Below are 15,982 nucleotides of genomic sequence, written 5' to 3'. Positions count from 1 at the left end.
ACCACACCGTAAGAGGCGGAGCAGGTGATTCGCGCCACGGCTCCGGCGCCTGCGATGCTGGCCGCGGACCAGCCCGGATTCAGCCCGCGCAACGACACGGAACGGGACACATGACAGCGGAAGTGAAGGCCGTCACCACACCGGCGTCGCCTCCCCTGACGGAGCGCCAGGAGGCACGCCGCCGCCGGATCCTGCACGCCAGCGCACAGTTGGCCAGCCGGGGCGGATTCGACGCCGTGCAGATGCGCGAGGTCGCGGAGGCGGCGGGCGTGGCCCTGGGCACGCTCTACCGCTACTTCCCGTCCAAGGTGCACCTGCTGGTCGCCACCATGCAGGACCAGCTCCAGCACATGCACACCACGCTGCGCAAACGCCCGCCGGCCGGGGACGACCCGGCGGCCCGGGTCGCGGAGACCCTGATGCGGGCCTTCCGCGCCCTTCAGCGGGAGCCGCAGCTGGCCGACGCGATGGTGCGGGCACTGACGTTCGCGGACCGCAGCGTGAGCCCCGAGGTGGACACGGTGTCCCGGCTGACGACGGCGATCATCCTGGACGCGATGGGCCTGGAGCAGCCGCCGACGGCGGAGCAGCTCTCGGCGGTCCGGGTCATCGAGCACACCTGGCACTCGGCGCTGATCACGTGGCTTTCCGGCCGCGCCTCGATCGCCCAGGTCAAGATCGACATCGAAACGGTGTGCCGCCTGATCGACCTGACGTCCCCGGAAAAGGCCTGAAGCCGCCGCTGGGATGGGGAGCCGGGCGGCTCCGGCCGGGATGGCTCCGGCCGGGATGGCTCCGGCCGGCCGGGGGTGAGACGGCGGCCGCGAGCCCCTTGGCTGGACATGGATGGCCGCCATCGATCACTACGCGCTCCTCCACGGAGGCACCGGGCGCCTTTCGCCTTGGGCCGCCGGCTATCGGCCACCGATCGACACCGGAGGTACGGATGATTGAACGGGCGAAATCGGCACCCTTATCACGTCAATCGCCTTAAATCATGCGATAGCAAACGGTGAAATATCCAGATGATGGCGCATGAATCGGACGAGATAATTTTGAGCCAACAGGTTCAATATTCCTTTGCCGACCGGTTGGGGGCTATGAAGGATCTCTCCCGTTCCCACACGGGGAATCAGGGAAGGGAATTTCATGAAGATTGCCGGTAGATCCGCCAGTTTCGCCATCGCGGGCGCAGCCGTTGCGGCCTTAGGCCTCGCGACGCCGGCCACTGCGGACGCGTCCGCAGGCGCCAGCATTTCCGGAGCCACCGTCACCGTCCACCACCGCGGCGACGGCACCCAGCCGCCCGCAGAGCTGGGCAACCCCTCCGAATGGGGAATGGTGACGTTCAAGATGGACGCTTCGGCGGGCTCTTTCAGCGCGCAGTCGCAGGCATGCCTCAGCCCGTCCACCGGCGGCACCTGGTGTTACGGCTGGTACCCGAGGGAGGTCAGCCCCGGAGTGATCAACAAGTACTGCTACTCGAATTACTATCAGGGGACGAAGGGGCACTCGTCCACGGTGAAGCTCGCGGGCAGTACGCGTCGCGTCTGGGCAGCGGCCGGCGGCACCACCAATGCCAACCTCACCGCGGGTCTCGCCTACACCTGCTCCACCTACTACAGCGTGGACTAGGTCCCGGTCGCCGTACCGAGCAGTAACTCTTCGGAGGGTGCGGTAGGTTGGTGAGCCGCTCTGGGGCTGTTCGTCGCCCGGGCAGCCCCAGGGCGGCGCCACCTCCACGTCGGGCCCACCCATCGAACGGGGGAAGAACGATCACACGCTTCACACGTGCTCGCGCCGTACCGGTCGCCGCGGCTCTCGTAGCCGGTCTCCTGCTTGGCCTCGTCGGCCCCGTTGCCGGGAAATGGGACAATCCATTTTTCGTCGCCGTGAGTATTGTTTTTTCCAGCGGCTGGCCGTGGGCCTGCTACGCGTTGATGGTGGGCTATTCCCGTCGCTCCAAGATCGAGTCGGCATTGCTGGCATCTCTGGGGTTGGCCATCGGCGTAGTCACCTACTATGTCTTCAAGGATATGAATCCCACCATTCCTGCGGGAATGGAAGCAGCCACCTCCGTTCCGGCCGGAATGGAGCCTGACACCTCCGGCCAGGGGCAGATCTTTCTGTGGGGAGCAGCGGCATTCGTGTTCGGCGCGCCCGTGGGACTCATGGGGAACGTAGCCAGAACGCCCGGAGTCGGTGGCCTTCTGTTCCGTCTGATCGTTCCTCTCACCGCCTTCTTCGAGGCGACTCGGCGATTGAGCGTGGAGGCGGACTCGGAGGGGGCGGTTTTCGCTCTGACCTGGAACGTAACTCGCGTTGCGGCATGCGTCGCCGCCGTGGCTCTCATCGGGCACACAGTGTGGAGCTGGCGCGTCCGGCATGGCCGAGTCGACGGGCCGCCGGAAGATGCCGCGCCGGTGAGGCGCCTTTGACCCAGCGCGGGAAGCCCGTGTCCGGGGGTGTCGCCCGCAATCTCGGTGGACAGGGGTCGGCGGGCTGTAGGCCCGACGGCACCGGGTGGGTGACCCTGGCCGAGCCCGAGGGCAACGCGTTCTGCGTCGAGCGGAGCGCCGCCGAGCGGAAGGAGCCCGTCGTGCGCGTCTTCGTGAACCGGGTCGTCGAGGACGGGCGGGTCGCTTTCCGCTGCACGGACGGGCACGGAAGCGCGGTCGCCCACTGGATGGGCGACCGGCTTCCCGCGCCGGGCACCGACGCCTTCGTGGAACTCGCGGTCCCCGACCCCCTCGCCGAGTGGGGTCCCGCGTCACCGACGGTCGCGTACGACCTGCAGCTCGGTCCGGCCGGCGTGGTCGTCACCGGTGAGGTGCTGGGCGTCGGCGGGCCCGGGGACCCGGTGGTGGAACTCAGGGTGGGTACGGACGTGGTGCTGGTCGAAGTCGCCCGGCGCGGCGGGGCGGGGATGAAGATCGGCCGGCGCATCTCGTTCGCGCCGCCCCGGCTTGAGGTGTACCCGTACGCGCTCTGACGGCCCCGGCCGTGGGACGGAAGCGGGGAGGCCGCCACCCCCCGGCCCCCGCCTCTACTCCTCCGGCGGGAAGACCGGTTCGCCGGTGCCGGCCAAGGTGATCATGATGGCTTCGACGGGGCAGCCCTCCGCCGCCGTGAGGATCGGCTCGTTCGCGTCCGACTCGGCGGTGCGCGGGTGGGACTGGCGTGCCGAGTCCAGGACGAAGCCGTCCGGGGCGTGGTTCACGCACATGCCCGAGCCGATGCAGACCCCCCGGTCCACCTCGACCTGCCAGCGGTCACCCATCAGGCACCCGCCTCGCCGGCGCCGGACGAATACGTGGCCGGGAGGTGGATCATCTTGTGCTCCAGGTACTCGCTCAGGCCCTCCGGGCCGAACTCCCGGCCCAGGCCGCTGTTCTTGTAGCCGCCGAACGGCCCCATCATGTCCAGGCTGAAGGTGTTCACGTTGAAGGTGCCGGTGCGGATCCGGCGGGCGAAGTCGATGCCGCGCTCGACGTCGGCGGTCCAGACGCTGCCGCTGAGGCCGAAGTCCGAGTCGTTGGCCACCCGTACCGCCTCGGCCTCGTCCCCGTAGGGGATCAGGCAGACGACCGGGCCGAAGATCTCCTCGCGTGCGATCCGCATGGAGTTGTCGACGTCACCGAAGAGGGTGGGCTCCACGTACCAGCCCTGCTCGAGGCCCGCCGGGCGGCCGCCGCCCGCCAGGACCTTCGCGCCCTCCTCCTGCCCGATCCGGATGTAGTCCAGCGAGCGCTGCTGCTGCCGCTTCGCCACCAGCGGGCCGAGCTGGGTCGCCGGGTCGAGCGGGTCGCCGACGACCAGGGCGCCGGCCGCCTCCGCGAGGGCCTCGGCCACCTCCTCGTAGCGGCTGCGGGGGGCGAGGATGCGGGTCTGGGCGACGCACGCCTGGCCGTTGTTCATCCAGGCCGCGGGCACGATCCCGGCGACCGCGGTCGCCACGTCGGCGTCGGGGAGGACCACGGCGGCCGACTTGCCGCCGAGTTCGAGGGTGACGCGGGTGAGGTTGCGCGCGGCGACCTCCATCACGCGCTTGCCGGCCGCGACCGAGCCGGTGAAGGCGACCTTGTCGATGCCGGGGTGCCCGACGAGGTACTCGCTGACCTCGCGGTCGGCGGGCAGGATCGACAGCACGCCTTCGGGAAGTCCGGCCTCGCGCGCGATGTCGGCGAGGATGTAGGAGTCGAGCGGCGCCTCGGGCGACGGCTTGAGGATCACGGTCGAGCCGGTCAGGAGGGCCGGCGCCAGCTTGGCGGCCGCCACGAACTGCGGGACGTTCCACGGGATGACGGCGGCGACCACGCCCACCGGTTCCCGGCGCACCAGGATGGGCCCGAGCACGCCCTGCCGGTACTCCTCGTACGGGTAGGCGCGGGCGACCGTGATCGCAGCGTCGTAGACCATCATCGGGCCGAGCGCCTGGGCGAGGACGCTCCAGGAGTACGGGGACCCGTTCTGGGAGCTGATGGAACGGGCGATCTCCTCGTGCCGGACGGCTATCGCGTCCTTGATCCTGGAGACGACGGCGATCCGCTCGTCCAGGGTCATCCGCGGCCAGGGTCCCTCGTCGAAGGCCTTGCGCGCGACGGCGACGGCGCGGTCGACGTCCGCCTTCGAGGCGTGCGGGACGGATCCGATGACCTGCTCGGTGTGGGGGGAGACGACCCGGATGGTGTCGGTGCCCAGCGGATCCGTCCACTCCCCGCCGATGAACAGCTTTCCGTGTTCCACGAGCTCGGTCATGGCTGAGGCCTCCTGCGGCTTGACGTTGCAGAACTGATACCAGTTCTAGTTAGAGGAGTCCACGGCCAGGACGGAACCTCCGCCGCCGCAGCGGAGAAGATCGAACGACTAGTCAGAGAGCCCGGAAAGTGGTCGACTTGGGCTACCACTGAAACACGTTCTCGTCCGCGGGCGGGAACAGGGGGAGGGCGGGCGCATGACGGAGGGCATGACGAAGGGCGGGCGCATGACGGCGGACACGCCACAAGTCACCGGCGACACGCCACAGGTCCCGGAGGACACCTCGCCGGTCACCGGCGACACGCCGCACGTCACCGATCACGGCGGCGGCGTGTGGGCGATCAAGGTCCCCATCCCCGACAACCCCCTCGGACACACCCTCGTCCACGTCCTCGACACCGACCGCGGCCCGGTCCTCGTCGACACCGGCTGGGACGACCCCGCCTCCTGGGACACCCTTGTCGCCGGCCTCGCCGCACTCGGCACCGCCGTCACCGACATCCACGGCGTGGTCATCACCCACCACCACCCCGACCACCACGGCCTCTCCGGCCAGGTCCGCGAGGCCTCCGGCGCCTGGATCGCCATGCACGCCGCCGACACCGAGGTCGTCGTACGGACCCGCTCCTGCGAACCTGGCGTCTGGTTCGACTACATGAGCACCAAACTCGCCGCCGCCGGAGCCCCCGAGGAGCACATCGCCCCGCTGCGCGCCGCCCGCGCGAGCGGCCGCACGCGGACCCTGCCCGGCCTGCGCGCCGCCGTCCCCGACCGGGAGATCGTCCCCGCCGAGCTGCTCCCCCTCGCCGGGCGCCGGCTGCGCGCGATCTGGACCCCCGGCCACACCCCCGGCCACGTCTGCCTGCACCTGGAGGAAGCACACCCGGCGCATCTCCCCGGCAACGGCCGCCTCTTCTCCGGGGACCACCTGCTGCCCGGGATCTCCCCCCACATCGGCCTGTACGAGGCTCCGGAGGACACCCGCGTCACCGACCCGCTCGGCGACTACCTCGACTCCCTCGAACGCATCGGCCGCCTCGGCCCCGCCGAGGTGCTCCCGGCCCACCAGCACGCCTTCACCGACGCGCCCGCCCGCGTACGGGAGCTCCTCGACCACCACGAGGAACGGCTGACGGGTCTGTGGACGCTGCTGGCCGAGCCACTGACCCCGTGGGGTCTGGCCGAGCGGATGGAGTGGAACCGGCCCTGGGAGCAGATCCCGTACGGCTCCCGCAACATCGCCGTCTCCGAAGCGGAGGCCCATGTGCGGCGGCTGGTGAAGCAGGGCCGCGCCGAGGCGGTGCCGGGCACGGACCCGGTCACGTACCGGGCCCTGTAAGGGGCACCCGGCCCCTGCGCCCCAGGGCCCGCCGGTTACGGGCCGGTAGAGTGAACCTGTCGTCCACACCTCTGTACGGGGGGAAGCCGGTGCAATTCCGGCGCTGACCCGCAACCGTGACCCACACCCGGCACCGCCCGGGCGGGGAGCCGGAATGCCCCGTACCGGAGGTGCGCGGCTCGTGCCGCCGGAGCCCCCGGCGGTCGGCACCGTCGAGGTAAACGGAGCCGGAGCCCGGTGCCTGTGCGTGCCTGCTGCCGGTTCCCCCGTACGAGAGGCACCACCCCCCTTATGAACGTCCGTCGCAGCGCAGCCGCGTTCGCCGCCTCCGCCGTGCTCTGCGTGGGCGCCGCCCCCGCAGCCCTCGCCGACACCGCGCCGCCCGCCTCCCCCTCCGCTCCCCCGGTCATCCCCTCCGGTCTGTACGGCAAGAGCGACCCCACGTACGACGGCGTGTGGCGGCAGTCCTTCGCGCTGCTCGCCCAGCACACGGTCGGTGTCGAGCCCGCCCGCGAGGCCGTGGTCTGGCTGCTCGGCCAGCAGTGCCAGAACGGCGGCTTCGCCTCCTTCCGCCCGAACGCCGCCACGGCCTGCGACGCGAGCACGGCGTACGACACGAACGCCACCGCGGCGGCCGTGCAGGCGCTGAAGGCGGTCGGCGGCCAGGACGCTGCCGTCAAGAAGAGCGTGGACTGGCTGAAGTCCGTCCAGAACGAGGACGGCGGCTGGAGCTACGCGCCCGGGCCCAGCTCCCCCAGCGACGCCAACTCCACGGCCGTGGTGATCAGCGCCCTGTCCGTGGCGGGCGAGAAGCCGGCCGAGGTCAGGTCCAAGGCGGGCAAGTCGGCCTACGAGGGCCTGCTCGCCTTCCAGCTCGGCTGCACCGCCGAGCCGGCCGCCGACCGGGGTGCCTTCGCGTACCAGCCGGCCGACGGCAAGCTCCTCGCCAATGCCGACGCCACGGCCGCCGCCACCCTGGCCGGCCTCGGCAAGGGCGCGGCCGTCGTCCCGTCCGCCGAGAACACCCCCGCGGCCCCGCTGGCCTGCCCGGCCGCGAACGCCGCCGACCCGGTGGCCGCCGCCCAGGGTGCGGCCGGCTACCTGGCCGAGGCCCTCAAGAAGGACGGCCACCTCATGGCCGTCACCCCGGGCGCGGAGCCCACCCCCGACACGGGTAACACCGTCGACGCGGTACTGGCCCTGGCCGCCGCCGGACACAAGGAGTCGGCGGCGGGCGCCCTGAAGTGGCTGGAGACCAACTCCGCCGAGTGGGCCAAGGGCAAGCCGGCCGCCCTGGGCACCCTCGTTCTCGCCGCGCACGCCACCGGCAACGACCCGAAGTCCTTCGGGGGCACCGACCTCGTCGCCGCGCTGAACGCGACCGGCCCGGCCCCGCAGGGCGCGGACACCGAAGCGACCAACGTGGACAGCAAGAAGGACAAGTCCTCCGGCGGCCAGAACGTCTGGTGGATCGTCGGTTCGTGCGCCGCGGCCGGCGTCGGCATCGGCATCCTGCTGAGCGGCCGCCGGAAGAAGAACCACTCCTGATGCGCCGCCGCCTGCCCGCCGTGGCCCTCGCTCTCGGGATCACCCTGGCCGCCCTGCCGGCCGCCACCCCCGCGCTGGCGGCCGGCTACCGCTACTGGTCGTTCTGGGACGGCTCGGCGGGCGGCCGGTGGTCCTACGCCACTCAGGGCCCCTCGATGGCCCGACCCGCGGACGGCGCCGTCCAGGGCTTCCGCTTCTCGGTGAGCAAGGACGCGGCGGCCCAGGCGGCCCAGCCGCGCGCGGCGGCCGACTTCGAGTCCGTCTGCGGGGCGACCGCCCCGACGGAAGGCAGCAAGCGGGTGGCACTCGTCATCGACTTCGGCGTCCCGCAGGACGCCCCGGCGGGTGACACCCCGCCCGATGCCGCCCCGCGCACGGCCTGCGCGCAGGTGGCCCCGGAGGCCACGACGGCCGAGGCGCTGGCCTCGGTCGCCAAGCCGCTGCGCTACAACAGCGCAGCGCTGCTGTGCGCGATCTCCGGCTACCCGAAGCAGGGCTGCGGCGACCAGGTCGCGGACAGTACGGCCGGGACCCCGGCCCCGTCGGCCCCGGCGCAGTCCGCCGCCCAGGATTCCGGCGGGGGCCCGTCCGCGGGCCTGCTCGCGGGCATCGCCGCGGTGGCCGCTCTGGCCGCGGCCGGCGTCTGGCAGTCCCGCCGCCGCACCCGATGACCGGCTCCGGCGCCGGGGCGCACCCCGGCGACGACGCCGAGCCGGCCACCACGGACACGGGCGCACCCCGGACCGCGCCCGCCACCGCAGCCGCACCCGACGGCGTGCCCCCGGCCCGGCGGAGCCCGGCCGCGGCGCAGGATCCCGCGCACCGGTCGACGTACGAACGGTGGAGGCCCCCGCAGGCCGCCCGGGCCACCGCCCTGCACGCGGGGGCCTGGTGGCTGTGGGCCCTCGGCCTCGCCACCGCCGCCTCCCGCACCACGAACCCGCTGCTGCTCGGGCTGATCGCCGGCGTCGCCGGGTACGTGGTCGCGGCCCGCCGCACCGACGCTCCCTGGGCCCGTTCCTACGGCGCCTTCCTCAAGCTCGGCCTTTTCGTCATCGGCCTGCGCCTGCTCTTCTCCATGCTCCTCGGCTCGCCCATCCCCGGCTCGCACACCCTCTTCACCCTCCCGGAGTTCCCGCTCCCGGCCTGGGCCCAGGGCATCCGCTTCGGCGGCCGCGTCACCGCCGAGCAGCTCGTCTTCGCCTTCTACGACGGGCTGAAGCTGGCCGCGCTCCTGGTGTGCGTGGGCGCCGCGAACGCCCTCGCCAATCCGGCGCGGCTGCTGAAGTCGCTGCCGGCCGCCCTGTACGAGGCGGGGGTCGCCGTCGTCGTCGCCATGACCTTCGCGCCGAACATGGTCGCCGACGTCGTCCGCCTGCGGACCGCCCGCCGGCTGCGCGGCCGGCCCACGGGCGGGGTGAAGGCCATCCTCCAGATCGGCCTGCCGGTCCTGGAGGGCGCTCTGGAACGCTCCGTCGCCATCGCCGCGTCGATGGACGCGCGCGGCTACGGCCGTACCGCCGAGGTCCCGCCCGCCGTCCGGCACACCACCAACGCCCTCACCCTCGGCGGCCTCATCGGCATGTGCGCGGGCACGTACGGCCTGCTGGCCGCGCAGGGCGCCGCGTACGGGCTGCCCGTGCTCGGCGCCGGCGCGGCCCTGGCCGTGGCGGGCCTGCGCCTGGGCGGGCGCCGGTCGGTGCGGACCCGCTACCGGCCCGACCGCTGGGGGCCGCGGGCCTGGCTGGTCGCCGGATCGGGCGCGGCCGTGGCCGCCCTGCTGATCCACGCCGGTTCCGTCGACCCGGCAGCCCTGCACCCGGGCGTGGTCCCGCTCGCGGCCCCCGCGCTCCCGCTGTGGCCGGCGGCCGCGATCCTGATCGGCCTGCTGCCCGCCTTCGTGGCACCCGTACCGCCCAAGGAGGCGTCGCAGTGATCCGCTTCGAGCAGGTGTCGGTCACCTACGAGGGCGCGTCCGCCCCCTCCCTGCGGGGCGTCGACCTGGTGATCCCCGAGGGGGAGCTGACGCTGCTGGTCGGCCCGTCGGGCGTCGGCAAGTCCACCCTGCTGGGGACGGTCTCCGGACTGGTCCCGCACTTCACGGGCGGCACCCTGCGGGGCCGGGTCACGGTCGCCGGCCGGGACACGCGCACCCACAAGCCGCGCGAGCTCGCGGACGTGGTCGGCACGGTCGGCCAGGATCCCCTCGCGCACTTCGTGACGGACGTGGTGGAGGACGAGCTCGCCTACGGCATGGAGTCCCTGGGGCTGCCACCTGCGGTGATGCGCCGCCGGGTGGAGGAGACCCTGGACCTGCTGGGCCTGAACGAGCTGCGCGACCGGCCGATCGCGACGCTGTCCGGCGGCCAGCAGCAGCGGGTCGCGATCGGCTCGGTCCTCACGCCGCACCCGAAGGTGCTGGTGCTCGACGAGCCGACGTCCGCGCTCGACCCGGCGGCGGCGGAGGAGGTCCTGGCGGTCCTCCAGCGCCTGGTCCACGACCTGGGCACGACCGTGCTGATGGCGGAGCACCGGCTGGAGCGGGTCGTCCAGTACGCCGACCAGGTCCTGCTCCTGCCGTCGCCGGGCGCGGCCCCGGTCATCGGCACCCCGGCCGAGATCATGGCCGTCTCCCCGGTCCACCCGCCGGTGGTCGCCCTGGGCCGCCTCGCGGGCTGGTCCCCGCTCCCCCTCTCGATCCGCGACGCCCGCCGCCAGGCCGCTCCGCTCCGCTCCCGCCTGGCCACCGCTTCCCTTCCAGCCTCGCCGGTGTTCGAGGCGCGGGGTGCGGGGCAGAGCCCCGATCTTTCAGCCCCGCCGGCGTTCGAGGCGCGGGGATCCGGGGGCGGAGCCCCCGTCGCCGGAGCCCCCGGGCTCCTCGCACGCCTGCGCCGGGGCCGCGGCAGGCCGACCCCGGGCCCCGCCCCCCATGAGGCTCCGGCCGAGGTCCACCGGGTCACCGTCCGCCGCGGCCGCGTACAGGCCCTGCACGGAATCACCCTCACCGTGGCCCCCGGCGAAACCATCGCCCTCATGGGCCGCAACGGCGCCGGCAAATCCACCCTCCTCTCCACCCTCGTCGGTACGGTCGCCCCCACCACCGGCGAGGTGACCGTCGGCGGCCGTACCCCCCACCGCACGGCACCGCCCGAGATGGTGCGCCGCGTCGGCCTCGTCCCGCAGGAACCCCGCGACCTCCTGTACGCCGACACGGTCGCCGCCGAGTGCGCCGCGGCCGACTCCGACGCCGCCGCGCCCGCCGGTACCTGCCGGGACCTCGTCTCCGCGCTGCTCCCGGACGTCCCCGACGACATCCACCCGCGCGATCTCTCCGAGGGCCAGCGCCTGGCCCTCGCCCTGGCCCTGGTCCTCACCGGCCGTCCCGCCCTGCTGCTCCTGGACGAGCCCACCCGCGGCCTGGACTACGCCGCCAAGGTCCGCCTGGTCGAGATCCTGCGCGGGCTGGCGGCCGGCGGCCACGCCATCGTGCTGGCCACCCACGACGTGGAGCTCGCCGCCGAGCTGGCCCACCGGGTGGTGATCCTGGCCGGCGGGGAGATCGTCGCGGACGGTCCGACCGCGGAGGTCGTCGTCTCCTCGCCCGCCTTCGCGCCGCAGGTGGCGAAGGTCCTCGCGCCGGACGCCTGGCTCACCGTGCGCCAGGTCGCCGAGGCCCTGGACGCGGCGGAGGCCCCGTGAACCGTCCCGCCCGGCCCGCCCGCCCCGCCCGGCCCGTCCGGCCCGCCCGCCCCGCCCGCCCCGCCCGCCCCGTCCGGATCGGTCCCCGCGCCGCCGTCGCCCTGGTCCTCGTCACCCTCATCGGCATCGCGGCCTTCGGCTGGCCGCTGCTCGCCGACCGGGGCTCGGGCCTGGCCCACGCGCAGGACGCCCCCTGGCTCTTCGCCGCGCTCCTCCCGCTCCTGGTGGCGGTGGTCGTCGCGACGATCGCCGACAACGGCATGGACGCGAAGGCGGTGGCGATGCTCGGTGTGCTCGCCGCCGTCGGGGCGGCGCTGAGACCGCTCGGCGCGGGTACGGCCGGGCTGGAGCCCATGTTCTTCCTGATGGTGCTCAGCGCGCGGGTGCTCGGTCCCGGCTTCGGCTTCGTCCTGGGCTCGGTGACGATGTTCGCCTCCGCCCTGCTGACGGGCGGGGTCGGGCCGTGGATGCCGTTCCAGATGCTGGCGATGGGCTGGTTCGCGCTGGGGGCCGGGCTGCTGCCGGGCGCGATGGCAGTCCCCCCTGCTCGAGCGAAGCCGAGAGCTTGGGGGAGGATCCGGGGCCGGGCGGAGCTGCTGATGCTGGCCGCGTACGGCTTCGTGGGCTCGTTCGCGTACGGCACGGTCATGAATCTGCAGGGCTGGGTGCTGCTGCAGGGCATGGGCCAGGGCATCTCCTTCCATCCGGGGGAGCCGGTGGCCGCGAACCTGGCGCGGTTCGGGGCGTACTGCCTGGCGACCTCGGTGGGCTGGGACCTGGGCCGGGCCGTACTGACGGTCGTCCTGACGCTCACCCTCGGGGCGACGCTGCTGAAGGCGCTGCGCCGGGCGACCCGCAAGGCCGCGTTCGACGCCCCGGTCTCCTTCGGTCCTTCCGGTTCCTCCGGTTCCTCCCATTCCTTCGATCCGGGGGCCGAAACGGGGCGCGAACCCGCCCTCGGTAGGGATACGAACGGCAGCGGAGGGTGACATTCGGGGCCTCCCCCGGTGACCCGCCCCATAGGACGTGGGTCACATACGAAGGCGGCTAGTAGGCCTCGGAGCCCCCGAACCCTCCCCCACGGGGGGCGGGTGGACCGCCCGCTGCGAGGGCCGCTAGTAAGCGGGACCTTTGCCAGGGCGTCGGGGCGTCTGTAGAACTGGATGAGTCGCAGGGCGGCAGGGGTAGTTCACCCGCCGCCGACGAACCTCTCTCCTTTGCGTGAGTGGCTCACGCATGCTCCGGCATGCCTGCGACCGCCCTTGTCCCCGTCGGAAGGTCAATCCGTGTCCAACGCCATCATCCGCCGCATCGCCACCTCCAAGAAGGCCCTCGCGGGCACCGTCGTCGCCCTGGGTGTCGCCGGTTCCATGCTCGCCACGGTGCCCGCCCAGGCGGCCCCGATGAGCGCCAAGGCGATCGCACAGCAGATGATCAAGGACCCGGCCCAGTTCGCCGCCTTCGACAAGATCATCTCCCACGAGAGCGGCTGGGACTACACCGCGACCAACGCCTCTTCCGGCGCGTACGGCCTGGCCCAGGCCCTGCCGGCCTCGAAGATGGCCTCCGCGGGCGCGGACTGGAAGACCAACCCGGCCACCCAGATCAAGTGGGGCCTGGACTACATGAACGACCGCTACGGCAGCCCTGTCGGCGCCTGGAACTTCTGGTCCGCCAACCACTGGTACTAAGCCACCAGCAGCAGCGGCAGCACCGCGCGGCGCAGCGCAGCAGACATACGAAGGCCCCGGTGGCCGGCCTCCCCAGGTCCGGCCGCCGGGGCCCTCTGCATCCCATCCCAGGGGACTCAGGGGCGCCTCACAGGCGCTGGATGATCGTGCCGGTCGCCAGCGCGCCTCCCGCGCACATGGTGATCAGTGCGAACTCCTTGTCGCGGCGCTCCAGCTCGTGCAGCGCGGTGGTGATGAGCCGGGCGCCGGTGGCGCCGACGGGGTGGCCGAGCGCGATGCCCCCGCCGTTGACGTTGACCTTCTCCAGGTCCTGGTCGAAGACCTGGGCCCAGGACAGGACCACGGAGGCGAACGCCTCGTTGATCTCGACGAGGTCGATGTCCCGCAGCGACATCCCGGCCTTGCCGAGCACGGCCCGCGTCGCGTCGATCGGCCCGTCGAGGTGGTAGTGGGGGTCGGCGCCGACGAGCGTCTGGGCGACGATCCGGGCGCGCGGCTTGAGCTTGAGGGCGCGGGCCATCTTCCGCGAGGCCCACATCACGGCGGCGGCGCCGTCGGATATCTGCGAGGAGTTCCCGGCGGTGTGCACTGCGGTGGGCATGACCGGCTTGAGCCGGGCCAGCGCCTCCATGCTCGTGTCCCGCAGCCCCTCGTCCCGGTCGACCAGGCGCCACATGCCCTGCCCGGCGGCCTGCTCCTCCTCGGTCGTCGGCACCTGCACGGCGAAGGTCTCACGCTTGAACCGCTCCTCGGCCCATGCGGCCGCGGCCCGCTCCTGGGAGAGGAGCCCGAGCCGGTCGACGTCCTCGCGGGACAGGCCCCGGTGGCGGGCGATCCGCTCGGCGGCCTCGAACTGGTTGGGGAGGTCGACGTTCCACTCGTCCGGGAAGGGCTTGCCCGGGCCGTGCTTGGATCCGGAGCCGAGCGGCACGCGGCTCATGGCCTCGACGCCGCAGGCGATGCCGATGTCCATGACCCCGCCGGAGATCATGTTGGCGACCATGTGGTTGGCCTGCTGCGAGCTGCCGCACTGACAGTCCACCGTCGTCGCGGCGGTCTCGTACGGGAGCCCCATGGCGAGCCAGGCGTTGCGGGCGGGGTTCATCGACTGCTCGCCTGCGTGCGTCACGGTGCCGCCGACGATCTGCTCGACGCAGTCGGGCTGGATTCCGGTACGGGCCAGCAGTTCGCGGTAGGTCTCACCGAGCAGGTAGGCGGGATGGAGGTTGGCGAGAGCGCCCCCGCGCTTACCGATGGGGGTGCGTACGGCTTCGACAATGACGGGTTCCGCGGCCATGAGCTCGTCCTCTCCTGCACTGCGTCAGCACGGCGGGCCGTCCCGGCGCCCCACCCGAACTAGTACGCGTTCTAGTTCTCCCCGCAGTCTTATGACCTGAGGCCCCGGCACGCAAGGGTCTTGCACGCGGCCTGCACGGATTCCACACGCAACAGTTGACGCCAGGACCCTTGTCACTTCTAGAACTCGTTACTACCTTCGAGCCAACTTCTGATGGTCCGTCAGACTTTGGAGTTGCCCGATGTCCTGCCCCGCACTGCCCGAAGGCTTCGACGCCACCGACCCAGACCTGCTCCAAAGCCGCGTCCCCTTCCCGGAGTTCGCGCAGCTGCGGCAGACCGCACCCGTGTGGTGGTGCCCGCAGCGGCGGGGCGTCACCGGCTTCGACGACGAGGGCTACTGGGCCGTGACCCGGCACGCGGACGTCAAGTACGTCTCCACGCACCCGGAGCTCTTCTCCTCCACCACCAACACGGCGATCATCCGCTTCAACGAGCACATCCAGCGTGATGCGATAGATGCCCAGCGACTGATCATGCTGAACATGGATCCGCCGGAACACACCCGCGTACGCCAGATCGTGCAGCGCGGCTTCACCCCGCGGGCCATCCGCGGACTGGAGGACGCGCTGCGGGACCGCGCCCGGAAGATCGTCGAGGAGGCCGCGGCCACGGCGGCCGACGGCAGCTTCGACTTCGTCACGCAGGTGGCGTGCGAGCTGCCGCTGCAGGCCATCGCCGAACTGATCGGCGTACCGCAGAAGGACCGCGCGAAGATCTTCGACTGGTCGAACAAAATGATCGCCTACGACGACCCGGAGTACGCGATCACCGAGGAGGTCGGCTCCAACGCGGCGATGGAGCTCATCGGCTACGCGATGAACCTCTCCGCCCAGCGCAAGGAATGTCCGGCCAAGGACATCGTCACGCAGCTGGTGGCGGCCGAGGGCCAGGGCAACCTCGGCTCGGACGAGTTCGGCTTCTTCGTGCTGCTGCTGGCGGTCGCGGGCAACGAGACCACGCGCAACGCCATCAGCCACGGCATGCACGCCTTCCTGACCCACCCCGAGCAGTGGGAGCTCTACAAGGCGACCCGGCCGTCGACGGCCGCCGAGGAGATCGTCCGCTGGGCCACGCCCGTGGTGTCCTTCCAGCGCACCGCCACGCAGGACACCGAACTGGGCGGCGCGAAGATCAAGGCGGGTGACCGGGTGGGGATGTTCTACTCCTCGGCCAACCACGACCCCGAGGTCTTCACGAACCCGGACGTCTTCGACATCACCCGCGACCCCAACCCCCACCTGGGCTTCGGCGGCGGCGGCCCGCACTTCTGCCTCGGCAAGTCGCTGGCGGTGATGGAGATCGACCTGATCTTCAACGCCCTGGCCGACACCCTCCCGAACCTCCACCTGACGGACGCTCCCCCGCGCCGCCTCCGCGCGGCCTGGCTCAACGGCATCAAAGAACTCCGCGTCACCACCGCCGCCGCCCCCTCCAACATTTGAGCCGCGGGGCCCGGGGGCCGGTGCGAAGCCCGGCAGCATCTTCCGGCCCCGCAGCCCCATCCAGCCCAGCGGGCGCTTGAGGCGGTCTTTCAGCCCCACCGCCCCATCCAGCCCCGCCGGCGTTTGAGGCGGTCTTTCAGCCCCAC

General features: G+C 72.3%; 14 protein-coding genes, 1 pseudogene and 1 riboswitch. Of the genes and pseudogenes, 12 read left to right on the top strand and 3 right to left on the bottom strand.

What is annotated here, in order from left to right:
• Positions 1-110 precede the first annotated feature (110 nt).
• The 4 genes and pseudogenes from ACZ573_RS10935 to ACZ573_RS10920 form a co-directional block, all read left to right on the top strand.
• A complete protein-coding gene (locus ACZ573_RS10935) occupies positions 111-734 on the top strand; it encodes a TetR family transcriptional regulator (RefSeq protein ID WP_301371478.1) in 624 nt (207 codons plus the stop codon).
• 415 nt (positions 735-1,149) lie between these two features.
• Positions 1,150-1,635, top strand: coding sequence for a lactococcin 972 family bacteriocin (locus ACZ573_RS10930; protein WP_471301995.1), 486 nt, complete (start codon positions 1,150-1,152; stop codon positions 1,633-1,635).
• 257 nt (positions 1,636-1,892) lie between these two features.
• Positions 1,893-2,438 (top strand): hypothetical protein, encoded by a 546-nt coding sequence (locus ACZ573_RS10925; protein WP_471301993.1) that lies wholly within the window; start codon positions 1,893-1,895, stop codon positions 2,436-2,438.
• Positions 2,439-2,506: 68 nt separating this feature from the next.
• Positions 2,507-2,587: pseudogene (locus ACZ573_RS10920) on the top strand (VOC family protein); the annotation flags it as partial.
• Between the two features lie 459 nt (positions 2,588-3,046).
• Here the strand turns inward: ACZ573_RS10920 and ACZ573_RS10915 are convergent.
• Both ACZ573_RS10915 and ACZ573_RS10910 read right to left on the bottom strand, forming a co-directional pair.
• Complete coding sequence (locus ACZ573_RS10915; RefSeq protein WP_301371473.1) at positions 3,047-3,280, bottom strand: ferredoxin; 234 nt, start codon at positions 3,278-3,280, stop codon at positions 3,047-3,049.
• Positions 3,280-4,758, bottom strand: a complete 1,479-nt coding sequence (locus tag ACZ573_RS10910) for an aldehyde dehydrogenase (protein ID WP_471301989.1) — start codon at positions 4,756-4,758, stop codon at positions 3,280-3,282. The genes ACZ573_RS10915 and ACZ573_RS10910 overlap by 1 nt, the downstream gene beginning before the upstream one ends.
• Before the next feature lie 196 nt (positions 4,759-4,954).
• Between ACZ573_RS10910 and ACZ573_RS10905 the strand changes: the two genes are divergently transcribed.
• The 7 genes from ACZ573_RS10905 to ACZ573_RS10875 all read left to right on the top strand — a co-directional run bounded on the left by ACZ573_RS10905 (position 4,955) and on the right by ACZ573_RS10875 (position 13,035).
• Positions 4,955-6,097, top strand: a complete 1,143-nt coding sequence (locus tag ACZ573_RS10905) for an MBL fold metallo-hydrolase (protein ID WP_471301986.1) — start codon at positions 4,955-4,957, stop codon at positions 6,095-6,097.
• An 81-nt stretch (positions 6,098-6,178) separates the two neighbouring features.
• Positions 6,179-6,248, top strand: a riboswitch (cobalamin riboswitch).
• Positions 6,249-6,388: 140 nt separating this feature from the next.
• Complete coding sequence (locus ACZ573_RS10900) at positions 6,389-7,645, top strand: prenyltransferase/squalene oxidase repeat-containing protein (protein WP_471301984.1); 1,257 nt, start codon at positions 6,389-6,391, stop codon at positions 7,643-7,645.
• Entirely contained in the window at positions 7,645-8,316 is a 672-nt protein-coding gene (locus tag ACZ573_RS10895) for an SCO2322 family protein (RefSeq protein WP_471301980.1), read from the top strand. The genes ACZ573_RS10900 and ACZ573_RS10895 overlap by 1 nt, the downstream gene beginning before the upstream one ends.
• Positions 8,313-9,581, top strand: coding sequence for an energy-coupling factor transporter transmembrane component T (locus ACZ573_RS10890; RefSeq protein WP_471301977.1), 1,269 nt, complete (start codon positions 8,313-8,315; stop codon positions 9,579-9,581). Before ACZ573_RS10895 ends, ACZ573_RS10890 begins: the two co-directional genes overlap by 4 nt.
• Positions 9,578-11,344, top strand: coding sequence for an ABC transporter ATP-binding protein (locus ACZ573_RS10885; RefSeq protein ID WP_471301975.1), 1,767 nt, complete (start codon positions 9,578-9,580; stop codon positions 11,342-11,344). Before ACZ573_RS10890 ends, ACZ573_RS10885 begins: the two co-directional genes overlap by 4 nt.
• Positions 11,341-12,333 carry an ECF transporter S component gene (locus ACZ573_RS10880; RefSeq protein WP_471301972.1) on the top strand — a complete coding sequence of 331 codons (993 nt, stop codon included), beginning with the start codon at positions 11,341-11,343 and terminating at the stop codon, positions 12,331-12,333. Before ACZ573_RS10885 ends, ACZ573_RS10880 begins: the two co-directional genes overlap by 4 nt.
• Positions 12,334-12,630: 297 nt before the next feature.
• The gene (locus ACZ573_RS10875) at positions 12,631-13,035 is read left to right on the top strand and encodes an aggregation-promoting factor C-terminal-like domain-containing protein (RefSeq protein ID WP_471301970.1); all 405 of its coding nucleotides are present in this window, start codon (positions 12,631-12,633) and stop codon (positions 13,033-13,035) included.
• A gap of 127 nt (positions 13,036-13,162) precedes the next feature.
• Here the strand turns inward: ACZ573_RS10875 and ACZ573_RS10870 are convergent, their stop codons facing one another.
• Positions 13,163-14,332: a steroid 3-ketoacyl-CoA thiolase gene (locus ACZ573_RS10870; protein WP_030390693.1), complete on the bottom strand. Its 1,170-nt coding sequence runs from the start codon at positions 14,330-14,332 to the stop codon at positions 13,163-13,165.
• A gap of 241 nt (positions 14,333-14,573) precedes the next feature.
• On the opposite strand from ACZ573_RS10870, the gene ACZ573_RS10865 reads away from it, so the two are divergent.
• Positions 14,574-15,836, top strand: coding sequence for a cytochrome P450 (locus ACZ573_RS10865; protein ID WP_471301966.1), 1,263 nt, complete (start codon positions 14,574-14,576; stop codon positions 15,834-15,836).
• Positions 15,837-15,982: the final 146 nt, after the last annotated feature.

It is taken from the genome of Streptomyces sp. NPDC040545, from assembly GCF_055595065.1.
This window is presented reverse-complemented; position numbering and strand designations above follow the sequence as displayed.

Bases quoted from the DNA above. Each gene is read 5' to 3' on its own strand.
- ACZ573_RS10890 (WP_471301977.1), top strand. From the start codon at position 8,313: ATGACCGGCTCCGGCGCCGGGGCGCACCCCGGCGACGACGCCGAGCCG.
- ACZ573_RS10935 (WP_301371478.1), top strand. From the start codon at position 111: ATGACAGCGGAAGTGAAGGCCGTCACCACACCGGCGTCGCCTCCCCTG.
- ACZ573_RS10930 (WP_471301995.1), top strand. From the start codon at position 1,150: ATGAAGATTGCCGGTAGATCCGCCAGTTTCGCCATCGCGGGCGCAGCC.
- ACZ573_RS10905 (WP_471301986.1), top strand. From the start codon at position 4,955: ATGACGGAGGGCATGACGAAGGGCGGGCGCATGACGGCGGACACGCCA.
- ACZ573_RS10910 (WP_471301989.1), bottom strand. From the start codon at position 4,758: ATGACCGAGCTCGTGGAACACGGAAAGCTGTTCATCGGCGGGGAGTGG.
- ACZ573_RS10895 (WP_471301980.1), top strand. From the start codon at position 7,645: ATGCGCCGCCGCCTGCCCGCCGTGGCCCTCGCTCTCGGGATCACCCTG.
- ACZ573_RS10915 (WP_301371473.1), bottom strand. From the start codon at position 3,280: ATGGGTGACCGCTGGCAGGTCGAGGTGGACCGGGGGGTCTGCATCGGC.
- ACZ573_RS10870 (WP_030390693.1), bottom strand. From the start codon at position 14,332: ATGGCCGCGGAACCCGTCATTGTCGAAGCCGTACGCACCCCCATCGGT.
- ACZ573_RS10900 (WP_471301984.1), top strand. From the start codon at position 6,389: ATGAACGTCCGTCGCAGCGCAGCCGCGTTCGCCGCCTCCGCCGTGCTC.
- ACZ573_RS10865 (WP_471301966.1), top strand. From the start codon at position 14,574: ATGTCCTGCCCCGCACTGCCCGAAGGCTTCGACGCCACCGACCCAGAC.